The following is a 23,083-nucleotide window of genomic DNA, read 5'->3' as shown; positions in this document are numbered from 1 at the left end:
GAGGTCAACCTCGTCCGCGTCGCCGTCCAGGGCCTGGCCGCCGTACTCGGCGGAACGCAGTCCCTGCACACCAACTCCTTCGACGAGGCCATCGCCCTTCCCACCGACAAGTCCGCCCGCCTCGCCCTGCGCACCCAGCAGGTCCTCGCGTACGAGACCGACGTCACCGCCACCGTCGACCCCTTCGCCGGCTCGTACGTCGTCGAGAAGATGACCGACGAGGTCGAAACCGCCGCCCTGGAGCTGATGGAGAAGGTCGAGGACATGGGCGGCGCGGTCAACGCGATCGAGCGCGGCTTCCAGAAGAACGAGATCGAGCGCAGTGCCTACCGCATCGCGCTGGAGACGGACAGCGGCGAACGCGTGGTGGTCGGCGTCAACCGGTTCCAGCTGGAGACGGAGGAGCCGTACGAGCCGCTGCGCGTCGACCCCGCCATCGAGGCCCAGCAGGCCGACCGCCTCGCGAAGCTGCGCGCGGAGCGCGACCAGGCGGCGGTGGACGCCGCGCTGGTGGAGCTGAAGAAGGCGGCGGAGGGCACCGACAACGTCCTCTACCCGATGAAGGACGCGCTGCGGGCCCGGGCGACGGTGGGGGAGGTCTGCAACGCGCTGCGCGAGGTCTGGGGCACGTACGTCCCGACGAACGCCTTCTGAGGCGCGCACCACGGACGAGTGACCGGGGGCGGAGCGCGGGTGCCCCCGGCTACTCTCGGTGGAGAGTGATCCCCGACGAGGAGGATGCCGTGGCTGTCATGCAACACGAGCTGACGTTGGGCGAAGCCGCCGACCTGCTCTCCCGTGCGCTGCCTGGGCACCGCGTGGAGATTCTCCAGGGGAGGCTCATCGTGACACCGCTGCCGGACGGCTCACATGCACTGTCGTTGACCAAGTTGGGCAGGGCGTTCGACCGGGCGGGAGTGGAAGAGGCCGGCCTGGAGTACGTTCAGGGCATCGGCCTGTGGCTGCCCGGCCTCCCCGACGACTACGCGATCCCCGACTTCTCCGTGGTCGACGAGGACTTCCGGGACGCGCAGGTGCGGAAGAACTGCTACGCCCCGAACGTCTTCCGCCTCGTGGTGGAGGTGACCTCCTCGAACTGGACCGACGACCTCGGGACCAAGGTCGAGAGTTATGCCGAGGCCGGGGTCCCCGTGTACGTCGTGGCAGACCGCAAGCACGGTGAGGTGCTGCTCTACAGCGATCCGGCGGACGGCAAGTACCCGCCGCCGCAGCGGTACGGGCGCGGGGCCTCGGTCCCCGTCCCCGCCTCCGTCGGCGTCACCCTCGAACTGCGCGTGGACACGCTCCTCGACGGTGACTGACCGCACTGCGAAATACCCCGGCCCAGTGTCGTACCCGTGTGCGACACTCCGCCCATGCTGGGTGTAACCGATCTGCCGACCTACCTCGTCGGGCTCGTACTGATCATTCTTCTGCCGGGACCGAACTCCCTCTACGTCCTGTCCGTCGCGGCTCGCCGCGGCATACGCACGGGCTACACGGCCGCCGCGGGCGTCTGGTGCGGCGACACGGTGCTCATGGTGCTGTCCGCTGCCGGTGTGGCGTCGCTGCTCCAGGCGAACGCGCTGCTGTTCGGCATCGTGAAGTACGCCGGCGCCGGCTACCTGACCTGGCTGGCGATCGGGATGATGCGCGCGGCCTGGTCGATGTGGCGCACCAGGGAGGAGCGCATCGAGCAGGTCGCGCCGGCCGCCGACGCCGCGCCGGCCGCCGAGCGCCCGTTCCGGCGCGCCTTCGTGATCAGCCTGCTCAACCCGAAGGCGATCCTGTTCTTCATCTCGTTCTTCGTGCAGTTCGTCGACCCGGCGTACGCCCACCCCGCGCTCTCCTTCGTCCTGCTCGGCGTCCTCGCCCAGCTCGCGAGCGTGCTCTACCTCTCCGCCCTGATCTTCGGCGGCACCCACCTGGCCGCCGTCTTCCGGCGCCGCCGGCGCCTGTCGGCGGGCGCGACCTCGGCGGCGGGCGTCCTGTTCCTGGGCTTCGCGGCAAAGCTGTCGGTCAGCAGCGTCTGACCCCCCGCAGCCCGGGGCTGTACCGGTGGCCCGCTTACTCGATGGCGGCGACCGGCCGGCGTCCCTACGCTGGCCGGCATGACCGCCTCCGTGCCGCTCAGTGACACGCTGCGCTCCCTGGTCGGCGCGCCCGGGCGCGCCGACCTGCTGGACAGCAGCCCGCGCTCACGGGTGTGGCGGGTGGAGGTGCGCGGCGGCGGGCGCGTGATCGTCAAGCAGACCGTCGAGGGGAACGGCGGCGGAGTCTGCGCCGACGCGCGGTACGCGCGCGAGGCGGCCGCCCTGAGGCTGGCCGCCCGGGCCGCGGCCCCCGGCGTCGCGCCCGCGCTGCTCGGGGCGGACCCGGCGGCCCGCGTGCTCGTCATGGAGCACGTGGACGACCTGGGGCCCGGGGAGGACTGGCTGCCGGCGTACGCCGAGTCGCTGGCCCGGCTGCACGCGCTGACCGGCCCGGCCGACGCCGGCACGCTGCCCGCCTGGTCCGGGCCGTCCGGAGCCGACGCCGACGCCTTCCTGAAGTTCGCGCGCACCCTCGGCGTGCCCGTCCCCCGGGGCGTCGAAGGAGAACTGGCCGGTCTGCTCGGCCGGCTCGACCCCGCGCCCCACCACGCCCTGCTGCACGGCGACCCCTGCCCGGGCAACGACCTGCGGACCGCCACCGGCGTCCGGTTCGTCGACTTCGAGCACGCCTCGCTGGGCAACGGCCTCGTCGAGCTCGCCTACGTCCGGATCGGCTTCCCGACCTGCTGGTGCGCCATGTCGGTCACCGGCCCCCCGCTCGCGGAGGCGGAGGAGGTGTACCGCGCCACCTGGCGCGGGATCACCGGCGCCGACGTGCCCGGTGACCTCGCCGACGCCTGCGCCGGCTGGCTCGTCACCGGTGACGCCCTCGTCGAACGCGCCCGCCGCACGTCCGTAGATCACCTCGCCCGGGCCGCCGCCGAGGACTTCCGCTGGGGCCCCGCCTCCGCCCGGGAGCGGCTCCTCCACCGGCTCACCGTGGTCGCCGCGCTGGCCCGGGACCACGACGGGCTGCACGCCCTCGGCCTCCTCAGCGGCGCCCTCGCCGCCCGGCTGGCGGCAGGCCGGCCGGCCCCGCGCCCGCTGCCCGCGCACAGTGAGCGCCCCGGGCTCTGACGTCCGCCCGGCCGGGCGTCCGCTCCCCGCCCGATGCTCAACGCTCAACTATTTCCCTCGGCGACGAGGGGAGTTCACCCGCCGGTCGGTCGCGGTTCCTAGGGTGACGCGGACCCGCCAACTGTCAGCGGGCGGAATGACCTTGGAGCATCATGACGAAGGCCCGCAACCGATGGCCGAGACCGCGCGGCGGCGAGAACCCCACCGGCGCGCCCGACGGCCAGGCGCCGTCCAGCGTGCCGCCTGCCGGCATCGAGGGAAGCAAGGGGATCAACCCGACCGGGCTCGACACGTGTCTGCGCGCCTGCGCCGTGCACAGCGGCAAGCTCGTCGCGGGGCTCGACCGCAGGCGTACGGAACTCTCCGAGAAACTGCGGCAGTTGCTCGCCACCCGGGCGCTGGCGCAGGCCCCGGCGCCGGCCGCCTCCGGCGCCACGGCCCTGCTCCGGCGCGCCGCCAAGGCCACCACCGGCCCCTCCGACGAGCTGAGCGGTGACCTGCTCGACGCGCTGCTCGCCGTCGGCGGCAAGGCGCTGGAGTGCGGTTACGACGACGAGCTGCGGCTGGCCCTGCTCATCAGCGACACCGTCCTCACCCTGCGCAAGAACTCGCGCGCCGGCTGGCGGCTGCGTGCCCGTACGCTGGAGGCCCTCGGCGACGAGGCCGCCACCATCGAGGCGTACGAGCGCTACCTGGCCCTCACGGACGACGACGGCTTCGGCGTGGGGCCCAGCATCGCCGGCCTGCGCGAGGGCGGCCGCCGCCAGGACGAGCTCCTGCGGCTGCTGGAGCGCGAATGCCCCGAGGCGGCGGCGTACTCCGCCGGACCGGCCACCGACGTCTGGGCCGAGGGTCTCGCGCTGCACGCGCGCGGCAGCCTGGAGCAGGCCGAACCGCGCCTGGTCGGCGCGCTGCTCGCGATGGAGCGGGCCGAAAGCCCGGTGCAGGACGTCCAGGCGGCGGTCGGCCAGTACCTCGAACTGCGGATCGGGGCGAACGGCGGCCGGGCCGCCGAGCTGCGGGAACTGATCACGCTCTACGCCGAGCAGCGCCGCAACCGCATGCGCGGGCCGGTCCCCGACCCCACCTTCGGCGGCGTCGACTGGATCAGCCTGGGGGAGTTCCGCAATCAGATCGCGGGCAAGTCCATCTGCCTGATCGCGAACAGCCGGCGGGTCGGCAGCGGGTCCCTCGGCGCCGAGATCGACGCGTACGACCTCGTCGTCCGCTTCAACTCGTACAAGATCGACGCGCCGGCGACCGGCGGCCGCACCGACATCCACGCCACCATCCACAAGCACGGCTTCAACTGGGAGCGGCCGGTGACGACCCGGCTCGTCTTCGGCGGGGTGTCCGGCGACTGGAAGCACTCGCTGCGCAACCGCCTGGTGCCCGGGGCCCAGAAGTACCTCGGGGACGAGTCGCTGCGCTGGCCGCTGCGCAACGTCGGCAAGGTCGGGGCGGACGTGTGGCCGTCCATCCCCACCACCGGGTTCAACATGCTGTGGCTGCTGGACTTCCTCGACGTCAGCCCGACGCTCGACCTCATCGGCTTCGACTTCTACGAGAGCGGCGCCTACCGCCTCCAGGAGGCGATGCGGATGCCCATCACGTCCGTGCACGAATACACCAGCGAAAAGGCGTGGGTCATGGAACGCGCCCAGAGCGTCAGTGACATGAGGATATCCCTGCGATGACATCCACCACCCCGGCCGCCGGACCCGCCGACGGCGGCGCGAGCACCCTCACCGGCAAGCGCCGCATCGCCTTCGCCAGCTTCGTCGACGAGAACTACCTGCCCGGCTTCCTCGCGCTGCTGCGCAGCCTCGCCCTGTCGAACCCGGGCCTGTGCGAGGACTTCATCGTGCTGCACGACGATCTGAAGCCCTCCTCCGTCGCCCGCATCCGGGCGCTGCACCCGCGCGTCGAGCTGCGCCGCGTCGACGCCGCCCGCTACGACACGTACGCCAAGGGCGACCAGGACAACTACCTCGTCCGCAAGGCGTACTTCATCCTCGACGTCTTCCGCATCCGCGACTACGACACCGTCATCACCCTGGACACCGACATGGTGGTCCTCGGCGACCTGGGCGAGCTGCTGAAGCTGCGCGAGGGGCTGGCGGCCGTACCGCAGTTCTTCTACGGGCAGCACAAGCTCAACAGCGGTCTGCTCGTCATCCAGCGCGAGTACCTCAGCGACGAGTTCTGCGCGCGCCTCGACGCCACCGGGCGCAGCGGCTCGTACGAGCTCGACAAGCACGACCAGGGCATCCTGAACGCCGTGCTCGACGGGGACTTCGTGCAGCTCGACGCCCGCTACAACTTCGTCAAGCGGCGGCTGTCCGGCGACCTCCCCGTGCCGGACGACACCGCGATCCTGCACTTCACCGGGCGGCACAAGCCCTGGCAGGGCGGCGAGGCGGGGTACGGGCAGGCGGAGGACCGCTGGCGCGAGTTCGAGCTGTCGGACGCGCAGTTCCACGCCGCGTTCATGGCGCAGGGCAAGGGGGCGCACCACGACCTGCTCGTGCACTTCGGCACCGCGCACGTCCGGCGCACCGGCGACGTGGAGAGCGCCCGCAAGGTCGCCGCGGCGCACATCGCGGCGGGGGAGTACCAGGAGGCGGTGGACGTGCTGGAGCGCGTGCACATCCCCCTGGACTCGGCCTGGCCGCACGAGGTGCTCGGCCACGCCCTGATGAGCGTCTCCCGCTACGACGAGGCCCGCGCGCAGCTCCTGCTGGCCACCGCCGCCCCGAACCGGGCCGCCACGGCCTTCGGCCGGCTCGCGCAGATCGCCTGGATCCACGGCGACGACGAGGAGGCGCGGCGGCACGCGCTCGACGGGCTGCGGGTCGACCCGACGCACCGCGCGAACCGGCTGATGCGCCTGCGCACCGAGAACCCGCAGGCGGCGCCCGAGGGCGTGGCCGGCGAGCAGCTCGCCCACGTCGCCTTCTACATGGAACGGCAGGGCAACGCGGGCGACAAGCTGCTGCCGGAGACCGTGCGGCTGGCCGTCGACCCGGCCTCCGACCCCGGCCCGCGCAAGTGGCACTCCGTCCACGCGCACCGGCTCTTCGACGAGGCGGCCCTGGAGCGCGTCAACGCCAGGCGCGGCCTGGTCATCGGCGGCGGCGGACTGTTCATCCCGGACACCGCCCCGAACGGCAACAGCGCCTGGCAGTGGAACGTCCCCGACGCGCTGCTGAACCGCGTCGAGGTACCCGTCATGGTGTACGCCGTCGGCTTCAACGCCTTCGACGGCCAGTCGTACCGGGCGGGGCGCTTCAACACCGCCCTGCGCACCCTCGTCGAGCGCGCCTCCTTCTTCGGGCTCCGCAATCACGGCTCGATCGAGAAGGTGCGGGCGCTGCTCCCCGCCGAGCTGCACGACAAGGTGCGCTACCAGCCCTGCCCCACGACCGTCACCCGGCAGCTGGTGGACGGCTGGACCGACCCCCGCGGCCGGGAGGACACGGTCCTGGTGAACGCGGCGTACGACAGGGCGGGGCTGCGGTTCGGCCACGACTACGGCCACTTCCTGTCGGAGATGGCGAAGGCCGTGCGGGCCCTCGGCGCCCACGCCGAGGTGAAGTGCGTGGCGCACTCGCTCGACGACGAGAAGATCGCGTTCGACCTGCGGCGCGAGCACGGCGTGTCGCTGCCGGTCATCCCGATGTACGACTTCGACAACGACGCGATCAGGGACACGTACGCCCGCACCAAGCTGGTGATCGGGATGCGCGGCCACGCGGGGATGATCCCGTTCGGCTGCGGCACGCCGATCATCAGCCTGATCTCGCACCCGAAGATGGCGTACTTCCTGTCCGACATCGAGCGGCCCGAGTGGGGCATCTCCGTCCACGACAAGAACCTCGGGGCGGTGCTCACCGAGCGCGCGCTGGGGCTGCTGGACGACCACGCGGCGTCGGTGGCCGACGTGCACGGCCGCCAGCAGGAACTGTGGAAGGTGACCGAGGCCAACGCCGCCGACCTGCGGATCCTCCTGGGCCGCCCGGCTGCCTGACGCGCGGGCGGGCACACGGAAAGAGGGCGGGCCACTGATCTTCAGTGGCCCGCCCTCACCGTCGTACGGAGGTCAGCCCAGCGCGGCCTTCTTGAGCGCGGCCCGCTTGAACGACCGGGCCCTGCGGACCACCCGCCGCAGCGCCGCGTTGCGCGGCACGAACGCGAACTGCCGCGGGACCGCGCCGGGCAGCGCCAGCGTGGTCAGCCGGCGGCGCTTGAAGTACCGCCAGGTGCCCCCCGCCAGGTGCTGGGTGAGGAAGCGCTCGGCCGCCGGACGCAGGTCCGCACGGATCCGGGGCTGCATCGCGAACCCGACGGCCCGCAGCAGGCCGGTCAGGTACGGCAGCGAGACCGGTTCCGCACGGCCGTCGTCCCCGGCCAGGGCGGGGAGCAGCGCGTCGACGATCGTGACCGGCACGCGGTTGCTGTTCTGGTACGGCGAGAGGCGTTCCAGCAGGACGTCCGTGCCCGTGCGGACGACCGGCACCCCGTAGAACGTGCTCGCCGTCATCAGCGCCGTCGAGAAGCACCCGACGACCAGCGCCGGACGGAACCGCTGGTAGAGCACCTCGGCCAGGACCGGGCTCTCCAGGACGGTCAGTTCGACCCCCAGCTCCCGCGCCTCGCGCTCCAGCACCCGCGACCAGCGGGCGGGCGCCGTGGGATGCGGCTTGAAGACCACCTGCCGGTGCCCGCGCCCGACGGCCCCGCGCAACATCCTGACGTGGAGGTCCTCCTCCTCCTCGGCGGTGAGGATGTTCAGCGCCGACAGGTACTGGCCGAGCAGCAGGGCGGCGCCGGCCGGGACGTCCAACCCGTCCTCCGCGTCGGCCAGTTCCGACAGCACCTTCATGAACGCCTCGGTGGGCACGACCTCCGGCGGCACGTCGAACTCGCCCAGCAGCAGCGGCGTCAGGCCCGGCACCAGGTCCAGGTGCAGCAGGCGGCGTACGCGTGTGCCGACCAGCGGGTCGAGCTTGTTGCGGGTCGGGCCGTAGCTCATCAGTCCGTCGGCGTACACCTCGACGGGCGCGTCCGTGAACATCTGGGTGAGCGCGAGCGCAGGATCGACCTGGATGGACTCGACGAACAGCTCGACGGTGTCGTCGCCGAGCCCCCACAGCAGCCGCAGGTGCCGTTCCCACAGCGGGATGTCCTCCACGCGCGGCGACCAGGCGCCCGGATGGAAGGGCGCGACGGCCTCGTTCCAGGAGAGCACGCCGTCGAAGCGGGTCCGCAGCCGCTCGAAGCCCGGCATCTCGTCGACGGAGGGCGTCGTCTCGGGCGTCGTGGCGTTGTTGCTGACCAGCAGCAGGCGCCGGCCGGCCGGGCCGAAGCAGTCGCTGTCGATCGCGGCGGCGAGCGTTGCCGCGCCGTACAGGGTGGAGGCGAAGAAGATCTGCGTCGTGGGCATCAGGCCGCCACCTCCGGCGCGGCGGAGGCGGGCACGGGCCGGCGGCGCAACCGCCGCAACCGCCCCGAACGCTCCATGTCCATGGAATCCAGTGCGTCCTTGAGGAAATCCTGCGGCATACGCCTCAGCGCCGCCGCACTCATCGTCCGCAATTTCCGGGCCACCGCCGGTTCGAATCGTTCGATGCTGCCGAGATGGTGGGAAATGATGGCGCAGTACGTACGGACGGCCTTGGGCAGCAGCCGGTCCGCGTCCGGGTCCTTCGCCGTCTCCTCGACGACCTGGTCGAAGGCGCGGATGAAGTCGAGCTGCCGTACGTCACCGATCTGCGTCAGCGACGACGAGACGCCCCGCCGGTAGAAGACGCCCAGGGTGCCGAGTGCCGCGAAGCTCTCCGCCTCCCGGTGCAGCCGCCAGATCCACGGTCGGTCCTCGGCCGTGCGCAGGCCGTCGGTGAAGTGCAGCAGCCCCCGGTCGGCGAGCCTGCGGTGGTACATGCCGGCCCACGCGTACGCGTAGTCGACGGAGGTGGAACGGCTGGCGGGCAGGATCGCGTCGCGCGGCGACATGACGACGCCCCGCCTGCCGTGCGGGACGCGGTGGACCGTACGGGCGCGCCCGGTGCACTGCACATGGTCCGTGCGCACGAAGTCGCAGCCCAGCTCCTCCATCGCGGCCAGCAGGCGCGCGTAGTGGCCGGGGGCGAGCCAGTCGTCGCCGTCGAGGAAGGCCAGGTACTCGCCGCGCGCCGCGTCGAGCCCGGTGTTGCGGGCGGTGGCCAGGCCGCCGTTGGTCTCGTGTCTGACCAGGACCGCCCCCGGCAGGTCACGTTCGGCGCGCCGGAGTATCTCCGGCGTTCCGTCGGTCGAACAGTCGTCGACGAGGATGAACTCGAAGTCCTCCCGCGCGTTGGCGCGAAGGCTCCGAAGGGTGTCTGGGGCGTATGTCTGCACGTTATAGAACGGCACGACGACAGAGAGCTTGACCACCTCCGCGACGCTAGGGCGCACCACGGCATTCGCCGCGACCCCCGGAGGGATGCCGGGTGAACGAAGAATGGCGGAATGGTTAACCCGTCTGCTTTCCGGGCGCCGACGCCGATCGTCGATGTGCTGTTAACCGTTTGTTGCGGCTGAGTTGGGCCGTCAATCGGAATGGCTCCCTAGTTTCGTCGATGTGCCAGCAAGTACCAGCAAAGCCCTGCGAATCGCCGTGATCGCCGATTCCGACACGCGATGGAAATGGGGCGCCCTCACTGCCCGCCGTATCGCACCGGAATCCCGTGTCGACGGATTCCTGCTGCGCGGCCGGGCCACCCCCACACCCCGCCAGCTCGCCGAGGTCGGCGTACCGGTCGAGGGCGTGCGGGAAGTGACCGCCGCCGAGTTCGTCGCGGAGGTCGAGCACGAGCCGTACGACGTCGTCCTGCTCGCCCTCGTCGGGGGAGCCGTACAGGCGATGCTGCACGGTCTCGCGCCGCTGTGGCCGGGCACCGACCGCCGGCCGGTCATCGGCACCGGATACGTCGGCGTCGTCTACGAGAAGCTGGCCGACGGGCTGCTGCTGCGCCACGGCGCGGACATCGTCATCGCCAACTCGCGCCACGACGCGGAGCGTTTCCGCGCGGTGTACGAGGGCGTGGGCGCCGACGCCTCCTCCGTGACCGAGGCGGCGCTGCCCTTCCTGGGCGGCGACCGCTACACGGGCACGGAGACGGGCACCGTCGTCTTCGCCGCCCAGCCCTCCGTGCCGCAGTCCCGCGCCGACCGCGCCTACCTGCTGCGCCGCCTGGTCCGGCACGCCCGGCTGCACCCGGGCCGCGAGGTGCTCCTCAAGCTCCGCAGCAAGCCGGGCGAGCACACCACGCACATCGAGGAACTGCCCTACCAGAAGCTCGCGGCGCGGCTGGAGGGCGGCACACCGCCCAACTTCCGCCTCGTGTACGGGCACATGGGCGAGGTGCTCGACCGCACGGACCTGCTCGTCACGGTCAGTTCGACCGCTGCCCTGGAGTCGCTGCACCGCCGCGTGCCGACCGCCGTCCTCACCGACCTGGGCGTGCGCGAGGCCCTCGGCAACCACCACTTCCTCGGCTCCGGGTGCCTCGCCTCCTGGGACCAGCTCGACGCCGGCCACCTCCCGCACGCCGACGAGGAGTGGCTGCGCCGGCAGGGAGTGGCCGCGGACGGCTCGTACGAGACGGCCTTCGACGCCCTGCGTGAGCGGGTCGCCGCACTCCTGGAGCGCCCCGGCCTCCCGCCGATCGCCCCGTACTACACCTCCGCCACCGCGCCGGGCTACCTCCCCGGCATCCTCGCCCGCCACCGTCTCGACGGCGTCCGCACCACCACCGACGTCACCGGCGTACGCCGCGTCCTGCGCGACGCCGTACGGGAGGCGGCGCGCGGGGCGTACCGCCACGGGGTGCAGCGCGTGGCCCCCGTCATCCGCCGCATGGGAGAACTATGAGCAGCCAGCCGCAGCAGCAGCAGCAGCAGTCCGGTACGGCCGAGCCCGTGCCCCGGGTTCTGGCCGTCATCCCCGCCCGCGGCGGATCCAAGGGCGTGCCGGCGAAGAACCTCGCCGCCGTCGGGGGAGCGCCGCTCGTGGCGCGCGCCGTCCGGGCGTGCCTCGCCGCGGGCCGGGTCACGCACGTCGCCGTCTCCACGGACGACCCCGCCATCGCGGCGGCGGCACGGGACGCCGCGGCGGCCCTCGGCCACGCCGCCCGGGTCGACTGCGTGCCGCGCCCGGCCGACATCGCGGGCGACAAGGCCACCAGCGAATCGGCCGTACTGCACGCCCTGGACGCCCACGAGGCGATGCACGGCGCGGTGGTGGACGTGGTGCTGCTGGTGCAGTGCACCAGCCCGTTCCTGACCGGCGAGGACGTCGACGGCGTCTGCGCCGCGGTCGCCGAGGACGGCGCGGACACCGCGCACACGGTGGCCCCGTTCCACGGCTTCGTCTGGCGCGAGAGCGCCCCGGACGCCGCCCCGGAAGCCGCGACCACCGGCGCCGTCGGGGTCAACCACGACAAGAGCTTCCGCCCCCGCCGACAGGACCGTCCGCAGGACTACCTGGAGACGGGCGCGGCGTACGCCATGGACGCCGCCGGATTCCGCAAGACCGGGCACCGCTTCTTCGGGCGGACCGCCCTGGTCGTCACGGACCCGGCCCGCGTCCTGGAGATCGACGACCCGCACGACCTGGCCCGCGCCCGCGCGCTGGCGCCCCTCCTCGACCCGCGGGAAGCGGCGGGCGGCCTGCCGACCCGCGACGACGTCGACGCGGTCGTCATCGACTTCGACGGCACCCAGACCGACGACCGGGTGCTGATCGACTCCGAAGGACGCGAACTCGTCGCCGTGCACCGCGGCGACGGGCTCGGCATCGCGGCCCTGCGCAAGTCGGGGCTCAAGCTGCTGATCCTGTCCACGGAGGAGAACGCCGTCGTCGCCGCACGGGCCCGCAAGCTGCGCATCCCCGTACTCCACGGCGTCGACCGCAAGGACCTCGCCCTCAAGCGCTGGTGCGAGGAGCAGGGCGTCGCGCCCGAGCGCGTCCTCTACGCCGGCAACGACGTCAACGACCTGTCCTGCCTGGCCCTCGTGGGCTGGCCGGTCGCGGTCGCGAACGCCCACGACACCGTCCGTGACGCCGCCCGCGCCGTCACGACCGTGCCGGGCGGCCAGGGCGCGATCCGCGAGATCGCCGCCTGGATCCTCGGCCCGTCCCTCACCCCCACCCCGTAACGCACCTCCCCCACCTCCCCGTTAGGAAAAGAACCACATGAGCACCAACTCGCGCCTCCGCACCCTCGGTTCCAAGACCGCAGGCCCGGGCCACCCCGTCTACGTCACCGGCGAGATCGGCATCAACCACAACGGCGACATCGAGAACGCCTTCGCGCTCATCGACGCCGCCGCCGACGCCGGCTGCGACGCGGTCAAGTTCCAGAAGCGCACCCCGGAGATCTGCACCCCGCGCGACCAGTGGGACATCGAGCGCGACACCCCGTGGGGCCGCATGACCTACATCGACTACCGCCACCGCGTGGAGTTCGGCGAGGACGAGTACCGCGCCATCGACGAGTACTGCAAGAAGCGCGGCATCGACTGGTTCGCCTCCCCGTGGGACACCGAGGCCGTCGCCTTCCTGGAGAAGTTCGACGTACCGGCCCACAAGGTCGCCTCCGCGTCCCTGACCGACGACGAGCTGCTGCGCTCGCTGCGCGCGACCGGCCGCACCGTCATCCTCTCCACCGGCATGTCCACCCCGAAGCAGATCCGCCACGCCGTCGAGGTGCTGGGCAGCGACAACATCCTGCTCTGCCACGCCACGTCGACGTACCCGGCGAAGGCGGAGGAGCTCAACCTGCGGGTGATCAACACCCTCCAGGCCGAGTACCCCAACGTCCCGATCGGCTACAGCGGCCACGAGACCGGCCTCCAGACGACGCTGGCCGCCGTCGCGCTCGGCGCCGCGTTCGTCGAGCGCCACATCACCCTCGACCGCGCCATGTGGGGCTCCGACCAGGCCGCGTCCGTCGAGCCGGGCGGCCTGACCCGCCTGGTCCGCGACATCCGCACCATCGAGGCGTCCCTCGGCGACGGCGTCAAGAAGGTGTACGAGTCCGAGCTCGGCCCGATGAAGAAGCTGCGCCGGGTCGCGGGCGTCGTCGCCGAGGGCGCCGACCGCGAGCCCGTCGCGGTCTGACCGGAAAGACGGTCCACGTCGCCGTGAACGGCACCCCCGCCACCGAGGCTCCGGCCACCGGCACCCTCGCCTTCGTCGAGAGCCCGGTCCAGCTCCTGAACGTCCTGGAGTGGGCCCACGCGAAGGCGGCCGCCTCCGGGACACCGGCACACGACCTGACGGTCGTCGTCCTGTCGCCCACGGACCCCATGACCCGCGGCCAGCTGCGGCGCATGGCGGAACTCGCGCGCCGGGCCGGCATGCGGGTGCGCTGGGAGGAGGCCCGTGGCGGGGCGGGGGCGCCGTTGCGGACCGTGGGCGGTCTGGCGTCCGCCCTGCGGCGGGCGCGGCGGGTGGTGATCGGCGACCCGTTCTCCCGGTACGTACAGCTCCTGCTGACGATCACCCGGGCCCGTGAGCTGGTCGTCGTCGACGACGGCACGGCCACCATGGAGTTCGTCGCCCAGCTCACCGGGGGCGAGCGGCTGGTGCGCTGGCACCGGCGCGGCGGCCGCCGGGGGCCGCGCGACCTGGTGTTCGGGCCGGTCTCCGGGGCCGCCCGCCGCCGCCTCACCCCGTCCCGGCACCGCGCCGTCGAGATCTTCACCTCGATGCCCCTCGACGAGGCGCCGGGGGTCACCGTCACGGCCAACGACTTCGCCTGGACCCGGACCACGTTCGGCCCGCCGCGCGTCTCGCGCGGCGCCGACCTCGTCGGGACCTCGCTGGTCGAGACCGGCGTCGTGGACCCCGACCGGTACGTCGAGGCGGTCACCGCGCTGGCCCGCGCCCACGGGGCCACGCGGTACTTCGCCCACCGCCGCGAGAGCGCGGAGAAGCTGCACCGGCTGGCCGTCGAGACGGGCCTGGAGATCGTCCGCCCGGATCTGCCGCTGGAGCTGATAGCCCGGCGCGGTCCGATCGGCCGGCTGATCCTGAGCTTCCCGTCCACCGTGGTCCACACCCTGCCGCTCGCCCTGGCGGGCACGGGCGTGCGGGTCGCGGTCTGCGACGTCGACCCGCTGTGGCTGCGGGACTCGGCCTCTCCCCGCGCACAAGGTTTCCTGTCGGGCGTCACGACGACGGCACGGGACGTCCAGCGACTGCCCGCCCTGGGCTGAATGTCTACTTCGCCACATAAGTGACCTTGCCCACGGGTGGCGGGCGCGTGCTCGCCGGGGCGGAACCCCTGCCCCGCACGGAAAACTCCAGGCCGCGCCGGGGAGAGGGGCGGCGCAGCTTACCCGCCCCGGGAGGCGCCCAAGCGCACCGCGACGGACTTTCTTTCCCCTATGCGGCTGAAGTTTTGTAGATCGCTGGTCGGTTACCCGTAAAAGACGCCTACCCTTTCAGAGATGAGCCAGCTGATCTGCGAGTCCGAAGAAGCAGCACTGCCGGTGCCGGGCATGGTCCCGCTCCCCGGCACGCTGCCCGAGAGCCTGCGTCTTGAGCTGATCGCCTTCCGCCGCGACCTGCACATGCACCCGGAGCTCGGGAACCAGGAGTTCCGCACCACCGCCGCGATCAAGGCCCGCCTGGAGAAGGCCGGCCTGACGCCGCGCGTGCTGCCGACGGGCACCGGACTCGTATGCGACATCGGCTCGGTGCGCCCCGGCGCCGACGCGCGCCCCGTGCTGGCCTTCCGCGCCGACATCGACGCGCTGCCCATCCCGGACACCAAGGCGGGCGTTCCGTACCGCTCCACCGTCCCGGACCGCGCGCACGCCTGCGGCCACGACGTGCACACCACCGTGGTCCTCGGCGCCGGTCTCGTCCTCGCGGAGCTCGACCGCCAGGGCCTGCTCCCGCAGCCCGTACGGCTGATCTTCCAGCCCGCCGAGGAGATGATGCCCGGCGGCGCGCTCGGCGTGATCGAGGCCGGCGGCCTCAAGGGCGTCGGCAAGATCATCGCCGTGCACTGCGACCCGAAGGTCGACGCCGGCCGCATCGGCCTGCGCACCGGCCCGATCACCTCGGCCTGCGACCGCCTGGAGATCTCGCTGGACGGCCCGGGCGGCCACACGGCCCGCCCGCACCTCACCACCGACCTCGTCACGGCCGTCGCCCGGGTCGCCACCGACGTACCCGCGCTGGTCGCCCGCCGCGTCGACGCGCGCGCCGGTCTCGCGGTGACCTGGGGCCGCATCGAGTCCGGCCACGCCTGCAACGTCATCCCGCAGCGCGCCGTGCTCGCCGGCACCGTCCGCTGCCTGGACCTGGACGCCTGGCACGAGGCGCCGGACCTGGTCCACGCCGCGATCGACGAGATCGCCACCCTGCACGGCGCCAAGTCCGAGATCAACTACGTCCGGGGCGTCCCGCCGGTCGTGAACGAGCACGCCGTCACCGAGCTGCTCACCGACGCCATGGCGGCCCGGCGCGGCCTGCACGCCGTCGAGGACACCGAGCAGAGCCTGGGCGGCGAGGACTTCTCGTGGTACCTGGAGCAGGTGCCGGGCGCGATGGCCCGTCTGGGCGTACGCACTCCGGGTGACACCGCCCGACGCGACCTGCACCGTGGTGATTTCGACGTGGACGAGTCGGCGATCGAGGCCGGAGTCGAACTCTTCACCGCCGCCGCGCTACTTGACGGACACCGTTCGTAATCAGCCACGGCGTCTTTCGTTCACGACGATCCGATAACAGCTGTCGTACGGTCGCTTATCCGGCATCTACGCGCGTTACGATCGCCGCGAAACCAGCGCCGGCAGAGGCGCTTCGGTCAGGTCGAAGGAGCCCTCCCTTGCGCCGCGTAACCAGGCTTGCCACTGTGGCCATCGCGTCCACAGCTCTCGCACTCTCCGCCACCGCGTGTGGCAAGACGTCGGACTCCGCTTCCGACTCGAAGGAAGCCAGCGCCGCCATCGCCTACGACATCGGCGGACGCGGTGACCAGTCCTTCAACGACGCGGCGTACGCCGGTCTCGTGAAGGCCGAGAAGGAACTGGACATCAAGGGCAACGACCAGGAGCCCTCCGAGGGCGAGTCGGACGCCGACAAGGTCCAGCGCCTCACCGAGCTGGCCCGCTCCGGCAACAACCCGGTGATCGGCGTCGGCTTCGCCTACGCCCCGGCCATCAAGAAGGTCGCGCCGAAGTTCCCGAAGACCACCTTCGGCATCATCGACGACACGTCGGTGACCGGTAAGAACATCGCCAACATGGTGTTCAACGAGGAGCAGGGCTCCTACCTCGCCGGCGTCGCCGCCGCCAAGGCCACGAAGTCCAACAAGGTCGGCTTCATCGGTGGTGTCGAGGTCCCGCTGATCAAGAAGTTCGAGGCGGGCTTCGCCCAGGGCGTCAAGGACACCAACCCCAAGGTCCAGGTGCTGAAGCAGTACCTGACGCAGCCGCCGAACTTCGACGGCTTCGCCAAGCCCGACCTCGGCAAGGCCGCCGCCCAGGGCCAGCTGGACAAGGGCGCCGACGTGATCTACCACGCCGCCGGTCTCGCGGGCTCCGGCTCGATCGAGGCGGCCGCCGTGGACGGCAAGTGGGCCATCGGCGTCGACTCGGACCAGTACAACCAGGCCGGTCTCGCCAAGTACAAGGCCAAGATCCTCACGTCCGTCACCAAGGACGTGTCCGGCGCGGTCTACAACCTGATCAAGTCGGTCGTGGACGGCAAGCCGCAGTCCGGTGAGGTCCGCTACGGCCTCGACGAGAACGGCGTCGGCCTCTCCGACTCCAACCCGGAGTACAAGAAGATGACGGACCTCATCGCCGCCGTCGACAAGGCGAAGGCCGAGATCTCCTCCGGCAAGATCAAGGTCCAGACCGCCCCGTAAGGTTCGGTCAGGACATGATCCCGGGGGTCCGGTGAGGCGGTTTCCGCCGCCTCTCCGGCCCCCGGGCCGCATTCCGTGCCCGGTCTTTTCTTCATTTGGCGTTGCTACGCGCGTAGACGTTCGCTCAGCACGATAGTTTCGCCGCGCCCTGCCTCCTGCCTCCGCCTCCCGCCCGCCTCCCGCTCCTTTCCGCCAAGGAGAGTGCGTCATCAACGCGTCAAGCCCGCCCCCCGCCGTAGAACTGCACGGCATCACCAAGCGCTTCCCCGGCGTCGTCGCCAACCACGACATCGACATCACCATCCGCAAGGGCACCGTGCACGCCCTCGTCGGTGAGAACGGTGCCGGCAAGTCGACCCTGATGAAGATCCTCTACGGCATGCAGAAGCCGGACGAGGGCACCATCACCATCGACGGGGAGCAGGCCACTTTCCACAGCCCGGCCGACGCCATCGCCCGCGGCATCGGCATGGTGCACCAGCACTTCATGCTCGCCGACAACCTCACCGTCCTGGAGAACGTCGTTCTCGGCGGCGAGAAGCTGTACGGCATCGGCAGCAAGGCCCGCGACAAGATCCTGGAGATCTCGCAGGCGTACGGCCTGAACGTGCGCCCCGACGCCCTGGTCGAGAACCTCGGCGTGGCCGACCGCCAGCGCGTGGAGATCCTCAAGGTCCTCTACCGCGGCGCGCGCATCCTCATCCTCGACGAGCCGACCGCCGTACTGGTGCCGCAGGAGGTCGACGCGCTGTTCGCGAACCTCCGCGAGCTCAAGTCCGAGGGCCTGACGGTCATCTTCATCTCGCACAAGCTGGGCGAGGTCCTCTCGGTCGCCGACGACATCACCGTCATCCGGCGCGGCACGACCGTCGGCACCGCCGACCCGGCGAACACCACGACCAAGCAGCTCGCCGAGCTGATGGTCGGCAGCGAACTGCCCTCCCCGGAGACCCGCGAGTCGACGGTCACCGACGTGCCGATGCTCCGCATCGACAACCTCCAGCTCAACGCCACCGACCCGGACGGCGCCGTGCGCGAGGTGCTCGCCGGGATCACCTTCACCATCCACAAGGGCGAGGTCCTCGGCATCGCCGGTGTCGAGGGCAACGGCCAGGCCGAGCTCGTCGAGGCGATCATGGGCCTGCGCAACCCCGACGGCGGTGTGATCACGCTCGACACCGCCGACATCTCGCACGCGCCCACCCGCAGGCGCCGTGAGAGCGGCATCGGCTACATCCCCGAGGACCGCCACCGCCACGGCCTGCTCCTGGAAGCGCCGCTGTGGGAGAACCGCATCCTCGGGCACGTCACCGAGGAGCCGAACTCCAGGCGCGGACTGCTCGACCTGAAGGCGGCCCGCACCGACACCGAGCGGATCGTGCGCGAGTACGACGTCCGCACCCCCGGTATCGAGGTCACGGCCGCCTCCCTGTCCGGCGGCAACCAGCAGAAGCTGATCGTCGGCCGCGAGATGAGCCACGCGCCCAAGCTGCTCATCGCCGCCCACCCCACGCGCGGCGTGGACGTCGGCGCACAGGTGCAGATCTGGGACCAGATCCGCGAGGCGCGCCGCGAGGGTCTGGCCGTACTGCTGATCTCCGCCGACCTGGACGAGCTGATCGGGCTCTCCGACACCCTGCGGGTCATGTACCGCGGCCGCCTGGTCGCGGACGCCGACCCGGCGACCATCACCCCGGAGGAGCTGGGCTCGGCCATGACCGGCGCCGCCACCGGCCATCTCGAGGCAGCCCCGGAGGACGAGGCCTGATGAAGAAAATCGACAAGGACCGGCTGATTCTGGGCCTCGCCGGCCCAGTGCTCGCGCTGGTCGTCGCCATCGCGCTCACCTCGGTGGTGCTGCTCGCCTCGGGCCGCGACCCGTTCGAGCCGTACAAGCTGATGGTCGAGAGCGCGCAGTACGCCGACATCCAGGTGCTCATCCTGAACCAGGCGGGCACGTACTACCTGGCGGCGCTCGCCGTCGCCGTCGGCTTCCGGATGAACCTGTTCAACATCGGCGTCGACGGCCAGTACCGCCTCGCGGCGATGATGGCGGCGCTCGTCGGCGCGGCCGTCGAGCTGCCGGGCCCGCTGCACATCGCGCTGATCGTGCTCGTCGCCATGCTGACCGGCGCCTTCTGGGCCGGTATCGCGGGCGTCCTCAAGACCCTGCGCGGGGTGAGCGAGGTCGTCTCGACGATCATGCTCAACGCCATCGCCACCAGCCTGATCGCCTGGCTGATCCTCACCGACAACTTCGGCGTGCAGCTTGAGGGTTCCAACGACCTCACCACGGGTGAGATCGCGGAGTCCGGCTGGTTCCCGAGCGTCAGCATGGGCGACGGCGGCGAGATCTACGGCTTCACGTTCGTCGCCTTCGCGCTCGGCATCGTCTACTGGTTCGTCCTCAACCGCACCCGCTTCGGCTTCGACCTGCGCGCCACCGGCGCCAGCGAGAGCGCCGCCGCGGCCTCCGGTGTCGACGCCAGGAAGATGATCCTCACCGCGATGCTCATCTCGGGCGGTGTGGCCGGTCTCGCCGGCATGCCGACGCTGCTGGGCGACACCCACACGTACAGCCTCAGCTTCCCGACCGGCATCGGCTTCACGGGCATCACCATCGCCCTGCTCGGCCGCAACAACCCGATCGGCATCTTCTTCAGCGCACTGCTCATCGCGTTCCTGGACAAGGCGTCCGCCGCGCTCGACCAGTACGGCTACGAGAAGGAGATCGCCACGATCATGCAGGGCCTGATCGTGATCGCGGTCGTCGTCAGTTACGAACTCGTCCGCCGCTACGGGCTCCGCCGCCAGCAGCAGAAGGTGGGCGAGGAGCTCGCCGCGGCCGCCCGCAAGAACCGTGAGGAGGTGGCGGCGTAATGAGTACCAGCACTGTCTCCGCCGTGAGCGCGGCGCCCAAGAAGAGCGCCCGCCGCAAGCTGTCCGTACCCGTGATCCTGCTGATCGTCGCGGGTGCGCTCGCCCTGGTCTCGCTGGTGCGCATCATCAGCGGCGCCGACGACCTGACCTCCGTCGGCCAGGTCTCCGGCGCGCTCCAGCTCGCCATCCCGATCGGCCTCGCCGGTCTCGGCGGCCTGTGGGCCGAGCGCGCGGGCGTCGTCAACATCGGCCTCGAAGGCATGATGATCCTGGGCACCTGGTTCGGCGCGTACGCCGGCTACCAGTGGGGTCCGTGGACGGGTGTCGCCCTCGGCATCCTCGGCGGCGCGCTCGGCGGTCTGCTGCACGCCGTCATCACCGTCACCTTCGGCGTGAACCACATCGTCTCCGGTGTGGCCATCAACATCCTCGCCGTGGGCGTCACCCGCTACCTGTCCAACTTCACGTTCGACAAGGCCGAGGGCGGCTCCTCCAAGCAGTCCCCGCGCATCGACGAGATCACCAAGGTCACCATTCCGGGGCTCTCCGACTGGCTCCGGGACATCCAGGGCAAACACTGGTTCTTCGTGTCCGACGTCGCCGGAGTCCTCGGCGGCCTCGTCACCAACCTGTCGCTGCTGACCATCGTCGCGCTGCTGCTCATCCCGGCCACCATCTGGATCCTGTGGCACACGGCGTTCGGCCTGCGGCTGCGCTCCTGCGGCGAGAACCCGGTGGCGGCCGAATCCCTCGGCGTGAACGTCTACAAGTACAAGTACATCGCCGTCGTCGTCTCCGGCGGCCTGGCCGGCCTCGCGGGAGCGTTCCTCGCCATCGTCGCGACCGGCATCTACCAGGAGGGCCAGACCGGCGGCCGCGGCTACATCGGCCTCGCCGCGATGATCTTCGGCAACTGGATGCCGGGCGGAATGGCGCTCGGCGCGGGCCTCTTCGGCTTCACCGACAGCCTCAAGCTGCGCGGCGGCGCCGAGAACGTCCACGCGATGCTGCTCCTGCTGGCGATTCTGCTGCTGCTCGTCGTGTTCTGGCAGCTCTACAAGAAGAAGTACCTGCCCGCGGCGATCTCCGCGGCGGCGTCCGTGCTCCTCTTCGTCTGGTACTCGCTGACCAACGAGGTCCCGAGCCAGTTCGTGGACGCCGCCCCGTACATCACCACGCTGCTCGTGCTCGCGCTGTCGGCGCAACGCCTGCGGATGCCCAAGGCGGACGGCATGCCGTACCGGAAGGGGCAGGGCAAGTGACGGGCGCCGCGGCACCGGCCGACTGGGAAGCCCTGAGGGAGGCGGCGCGCGGGGCGATGTCCCACGCGTACGCCCCGTACTCGGGCTTCCCGGTCGGCGCCGCGGCCCTCGTCGACGACGGCCGCACCGTCACCGGGTGCAACGTGGAGAACGCCTCCTACGGCCTCTCCCTGTGCGCCGAGTGCGGCCTCGTCTCACAGCTCAACGCCACCGGCGGCGGCCGCCTGACGCACTTCACCTGCGTCGACGGCCAGGGCGACATCCTCATGCCCTGCGGCCGCTGCCGGCAGTTGCTGTACGAATTCGGCGGCCCCGCGCTCCTGCTCGACACGTCGGCGGGCATCCGCACGCTCGCCGACATGCTCCCCGACGCCTTCGGCCCCCAGCACTTGGCGCCCGGCACCCCGGAAGGAACCTAGGAACCTCAATGGACGTCATCTCCGTAATCCGGACCAAGCGCGACAAGGGCGAACTGAGCCCCGAGCAGATCGACTGGGTCATCGACGCCTACACGCGCGGTGAGGTCGCCGACGAGCAGATGTCCGCCCTCGCGATGGCGATCCTGCTCAACGGCATGAACCGGGTCGAGATCGCCCGCTGGACCGCCGCGATGATCAACTCGGGCGAGCGGATGAACTTCGCCCAGCTCTCCCGCCCCACCGCCGACAAGCACTCCACCGGCGGCGTCGGCGACAAGATCACGCTGCCCCTCGCGCCGATCGTCGCCGCCTGCGGCGCGGCCGTGCCCCAGCTCTCCGGCCGGGGCCTCGGCCACACCGGCGGCACGCTCGACAAGCTGGAGTCCATCCCCGGCTGGCGCGCCCTGCTCTCCAACGAGGAGATGCTGAACGTCCTGGAGTCCACCGGCGCGGTCATCTGCGCGGCGGGCGACGGCCTGGCCCCGGCGGACAAGAAGCTGTACGCCCTGCGGGACGTCACCGGCACGGTGGAGGCGATCCCGCTGATCGCCTCCTCCATCATGTCCAAGAAGATCGCCGAGGGCACGGGCTCGCTCGTCCTGGACGTGAAGGTCGGCTCCGGCGCCTTCATGAAGAACATCGACGACGCCCGCGAGCTGGCCGCCACCATGGTCGGCCTCGGCACCGACCACGGCGTACGCACGGTCGCGCTCCTCACCGACATGTCGACCCCGCTCGGCCTCACGGCGGGCAACGCGCTCGAAGTGCGCGAGTCCGTCGAGGTACTGGCCGGCGGCGGCCCCCAGGACGTCGTCGACCTGACCCTCGCGCTCGCCCGCGAGATGCTCGACGCGGCCGGCCTCAAGGACGCCGACCCGGCGAGGGCGCTCGCCGACGGCTCCGCGATGGACGTCTGGCGCCGCATGATCGCGGCCCAGGGCGGCGACCCGGACGCGGCCCTGCCGGTCGCCCGCGAGCAGCACGTCGTCCACGCGTCGGAGTCCGGCGTGCTCACCACCCTGGACGCGTACGCCGTCGGCGTGGCCGCCTGGCGCCTCGGCGCCGGCCGCGCGCGCAAGGAGGACCAGGTGCAGGCGGGCGCGGGCATCGAGCTCCACGCCAAGCCGGGCGACAAGGTCACCGCGGGCCAGCGCCTGATGACCCTGCACACGGACACCCCGGAGAAGTTCGAGTACGCGCTCGAAGCCTTGAACGGCGGGGTTCTCACCTCCCCCGAGGGCACGGACTTCACGCCGAACCCGATCGTGCTGGGCCGCATCGCCTGACGCGCGGGCGAAAACCTGTCTCTTATACACATCTGACGCTGCCGACGCAGTAAATAGTGTAGATATCGGAGGTACCCGGATCCTGCGATGCGCAGGGTGGTGCGGGGGGGCGGGGCGGGGTGGGGGGCGTCGGGC

The 23,083-nt window shown here is 71.4% G+C and carries 19 protein-coding genes; 17 read left to right on the top strand and 2 right to left on the bottom strand.

Going from position 1 to position 23,083, the window contains the following annotated elements; all coding sequences use genetic code 11:
• The 6 genes from ACWGH0_RS11135 to ACWGH0_RS11110 all read left to right on the top strand — a co-directional run.
• Window positions 1–654: methylmalonyl-CoA mutase family protein (locus ACWGH0_RS11135; protein WP_453403877.1), on the top strand; the 654-nt coding region annotated here is incomplete at its 5' end.
• A gap of 89 nt (window positions 655–743) precedes the next feature.
• Window positions 744–1,322 (top strand): Uma2 family endonuclease, encoded by a 579-nt coding sequence (locus tag ACWGH0_RS11130; RefSeq protein WP_453403876.1) that lies wholly within the window; start codon window positions 744–746, stop codon window positions 1,320–1,322.
• Between the two features lie 54 nt (window positions 1,323–1,376).
• Window positions 1,377–2,033: a leucine efflux protein LeuE gene (leuE, locus tag ACWGH0_RS11125; protein ID WP_453403875.1), complete on the top strand. Its 657-nt coding sequence runs from the start codon at window positions 1,377–1,379 to the stop codon at window positions 2,031–2,033.
• A gap of 78 nt (window positions 2,034–2,111) precedes the next feature.
• Window positions 2,112–3,170, top strand: coding sequence for an aminoglycoside phosphotransferase family protein (locus ACWGH0_RS11120; protein WP_453403874.1), 1,059 nt, complete (start codon window positions 2,112–2,114; stop codon window positions 3,168–3,170).
• A 152-nt stretch (window positions 3,171–3,322) separates the two neighbouring features.
• Window positions 3,323–4,867, top strand: coding sequence for a hypothetical protein (locus ACWGH0_RS11115; RefSeq protein WP_453403873.1), 1,545 nt, complete (start codon window positions 3,323–3,325; stop codon window positions 4,865–4,867).
• Window positions 4,864–7,200, top strand: a complete 2,337-nt coding sequence (locus ACWGH0_RS11110; protein WP_453403872.1) for a glycosyltransferase — start codon at window positions 4,864–4,866, stop codon at window positions 7,198–7,200. The genes ACWGH0_RS11115 and ACWGH0_RS11110 overlap by 4 nt, the downstream gene beginning before the upstream one ends.
• A 72-nt stretch (window positions 7,201–7,272) precedes the next feature.
• Here the strand turns inward: ACWGH0_RS11110 and ACWGH0_RS11105 are convergent, their stop codons facing one another.
• Together ACWGH0_RS11105 and ACWGH0_RS11100 are read right to left on the bottom strand one after the other, a co-directional pair.
• On the bottom strand, window positions 7,273–8,616 hold the full coding sequence (locus ACWGH0_RS11105) for an alpha-2,8-polysialyltransferase family protein (RefSeq protein WP_453403871.1): 1,344 nt from the start codon (window positions 8,614–8,616) through the stop codon (window positions 7,273–7,275).
• The gene (locus ACWGH0_RS11100) at window positions 8,616–9,605 is read right to left on the bottom strand and encodes a glycosyltransferase family 2 protein (RefSeq protein ID WP_453403870.1); all 990 of its coding nucleotides are present in this window, start codon (window positions 9,603–9,605) and stop codon (window positions 8,616–8,618) included. The genes ACWGH0_RS11105 and ACWGH0_RS11100 overlap by 1 nt, the downstream gene beginning before the upstream one ends.
• A 187-nt stretch (window positions 9,606–9,792) precedes the next feature.
• Between ACWGH0_RS11100 and ACWGH0_RS11095 the strand changes: the two genes are divergently transcribed.
• From ACWGH0_RS11095 to ACWGH0_RS11045, 11 genes are all read left to right on the top strand, one after another.
• Entirely contained in the window at window positions 9,793–11,085 is a 1,293-nt protein-coding gene (locus tag ACWGH0_RS11095; protein ID WP_453403869.1) for a DUF6716 putative glycosyltransferase, read from the top strand.
• Complete coding sequence (locus ACWGH0_RS11090; RefSeq protein WP_453403868.1) at window positions 11,082–12,371, top strand: cytidylyltransferase domain-containing protein; 1,290 nt, start codon at window positions 11,082–11,084, stop codon at window positions 12,369–12,371. The genes ACWGH0_RS11095 and ACWGH0_RS11090 overlap by 4 nt, the downstream gene beginning before the upstream one ends.
• Window positions 12,372–12,408: 37 nt before the next feature.
• Complete coding sequence (locus ACWGH0_RS11085; RefSeq protein WP_453403867.1) at window positions 12,409–13,335, top strand: N-acetylneuraminate synthase family protein; 927 nt, start codon at window positions 12,409–12,411, stop codon at window positions 13,333–13,335.
• Between the two features lie 23 nt (window positions 13,336–13,358).
• Window positions 13,359–14,435 (top strand): hypothetical protein, encoded by a 1,077-nt coding sequence (locus tag ACWGH0_RS11080; RefSeq protein WP_453403866.1) that lies wholly within the window; start codon window positions 13,359–13,361, stop codon window positions 14,433–14,435.
• Window positions 14,436–14,669: 234 nt separating this feature from the next.
• Window positions 14,670–15,920, top strand: a complete 1,251-nt coding sequence (locus tag ACWGH0_RS11075) for an amidohydrolase (protein WP_453403865.1) — start codon at window positions 14,670–14,672, stop codon at window positions 15,918–15,920.
• Window positions 15,921–16,057: 137 nt separating this feature from the next.
• Complete coding sequence (locus ACWGH0_RS11070; RefSeq protein WP_453403864.1) at window positions 16,058–17,101, top strand: BMP family lipoprotein; 1,044 nt, start codon at window positions 16,058–16,060, stop codon at window positions 17,099–17,101.
• Window positions 17,102–17,342: 241 nt separating this feature from the next.
• Window positions 17,343–18,869: an ABC transporter ATP-binding protein gene (locus ACWGH0_RS11065; protein WP_453403883.1), complete on the top strand. Its 1,527-nt coding sequence runs from the start codon at window positions 17,343–17,345 to the stop codon at window positions 18,867–18,869.
• Window positions 18,869–19,981 (top strand): ABC transporter permease, encoded by a 1,113-nt coding sequence (locus ACWGH0_RS11060; RefSeq protein WP_453403863.1) that lies wholly within the window; start codon window positions 18,869–18,871, stop codon window positions 19,979–19,981. The genes ACWGH0_RS11065 and ACWGH0_RS11060 overlap by 1 nt, the downstream gene beginning before the upstream one ends.
• A complete protein-coding gene (locus ACWGH0_RS11055; RefSeq protein ID WP_453403862.1) occupies window positions 19,981–21,243 on the top strand; it encodes an ABC transporter permease in 1,263 nt (420 codons plus the stop codon). Before ACWGH0_RS11060 ends, ACWGH0_RS11055 begins: the two co-directional genes overlap by 1 nt.
• Complete coding sequence (locus tag ACWGH0_RS11050; protein ID WP_453403861.1) at window positions 21,240–21,662, top strand: cytidine deaminase; 423 nt, start codon at window positions 21,240–21,242, stop codon at window positions 21,660–21,662. Before ACWGH0_RS11055 ends, ACWGH0_RS11050 begins: the two co-directional genes overlap by 4 nt.
• Window positions 21,663–21,670: 8 nt before the next feature.
• A complete protein-coding gene (locus tag ACWGH0_RS11045; RefSeq protein ID WP_453403860.1) occupies window positions 21,671–22,948 on the top strand; it encodes a thymidine phosphorylase in 1,278 nt (425 codons plus the stop codon).
• Window positions 22,949–23,083 lie beyond the last annotated feature (135 nt).

This window comes from Streptomyces sp. NPDC054887 (assembly GCF_053610585.1).
This window is presented reverse-complemented; position numbering and strand designations above follow the sequence as displayed.

What these genes read in the sequence shown, in the direction of transcription:
- leuE (WP_453403875.1), top strand. Translation starts at nt 1,377, where the DNA reads ATGCTGGGTGTAACCGATCTGCCGACCTACCTCGTCGGGCTCGTACTG.
- ACWGH0_RS11120 (WP_453403874.1), top strand. Translation starts at nt 2,112, where the DNA reads ATGACCGCCTCCGTGCCGCTCAGTGACACGCTGCGCTCCCTGGTCGGC.
- ACWGH0_RS11115 (WP_453403873.1), top strand. Translation starts at nt 3,323, where the DNA reads ATGACGAAGGCCCGCAACCGATGGCCGAGACCGCGCGGCGGCGAGAAC.
- ACWGH0_RS11110 (WP_453403872.1), top strand. Translation starts at nt 4,864, where the DNA reads ATGACATCCACCACCCCGGCCGCCGGACCCGCCGACGGCGGCGCGAGC.
- ACWGH0_RS11105 (WP_453403871.1), bottom strand. Translation starts at nt 8,616, where the DNA reads ATGCCCACGACGCAGATCTTCTTCGCCTCCACCCTGTACGGCGCGGCA.
- ACWGH0_RS11090 (WP_453403868.1), top strand. Translation starts at nt 11,082, where the DNA reads ATGAGCAGCCAGCCGCAGCAGCAGCAGCAGCAGTCCGGTACGGCCGAG.
- ACWGH0_RS11085 (WP_453403867.1), top strand. Translation starts at nt 12,409, where the DNA reads ATGAGCACCAACTCGCGCCTCCGCACCCTCGGTTCCAAGACCGCAGGC.
- ACWGH0_RS11075 (WP_453403865.1), top strand. Translation starts at nt 14,670, where the DNA reads ATGAGCCAGCTGATCTGCGAGTCCGAAGAAGCAGCACTGCCGGTGCCG.
- ACWGH0_RS11060 (WP_453403863.1), top strand. Translation starts at nt 18,869, where the DNA reads ATGAAGAAAATCGACAAGGACCGGCTGATTCTGGGCCTCGCCGGCCCA.
- ACWGH0_RS11055 (WP_453403862.1), top strand. Translation starts at nt 19,981, where the DNA reads ATGAGTACCAGCACTGTCTCCGCCGTGAGCGCGGCGCCCAAGAAGAGC.
- ACWGH0_RS11045 (WP_453403860.1), top strand. Translation starts at nt 21,671, where the DNA reads ATGGACGTCATCTCCGTAATCCGGACCAAGCGCGACAAGGGCGAACTG.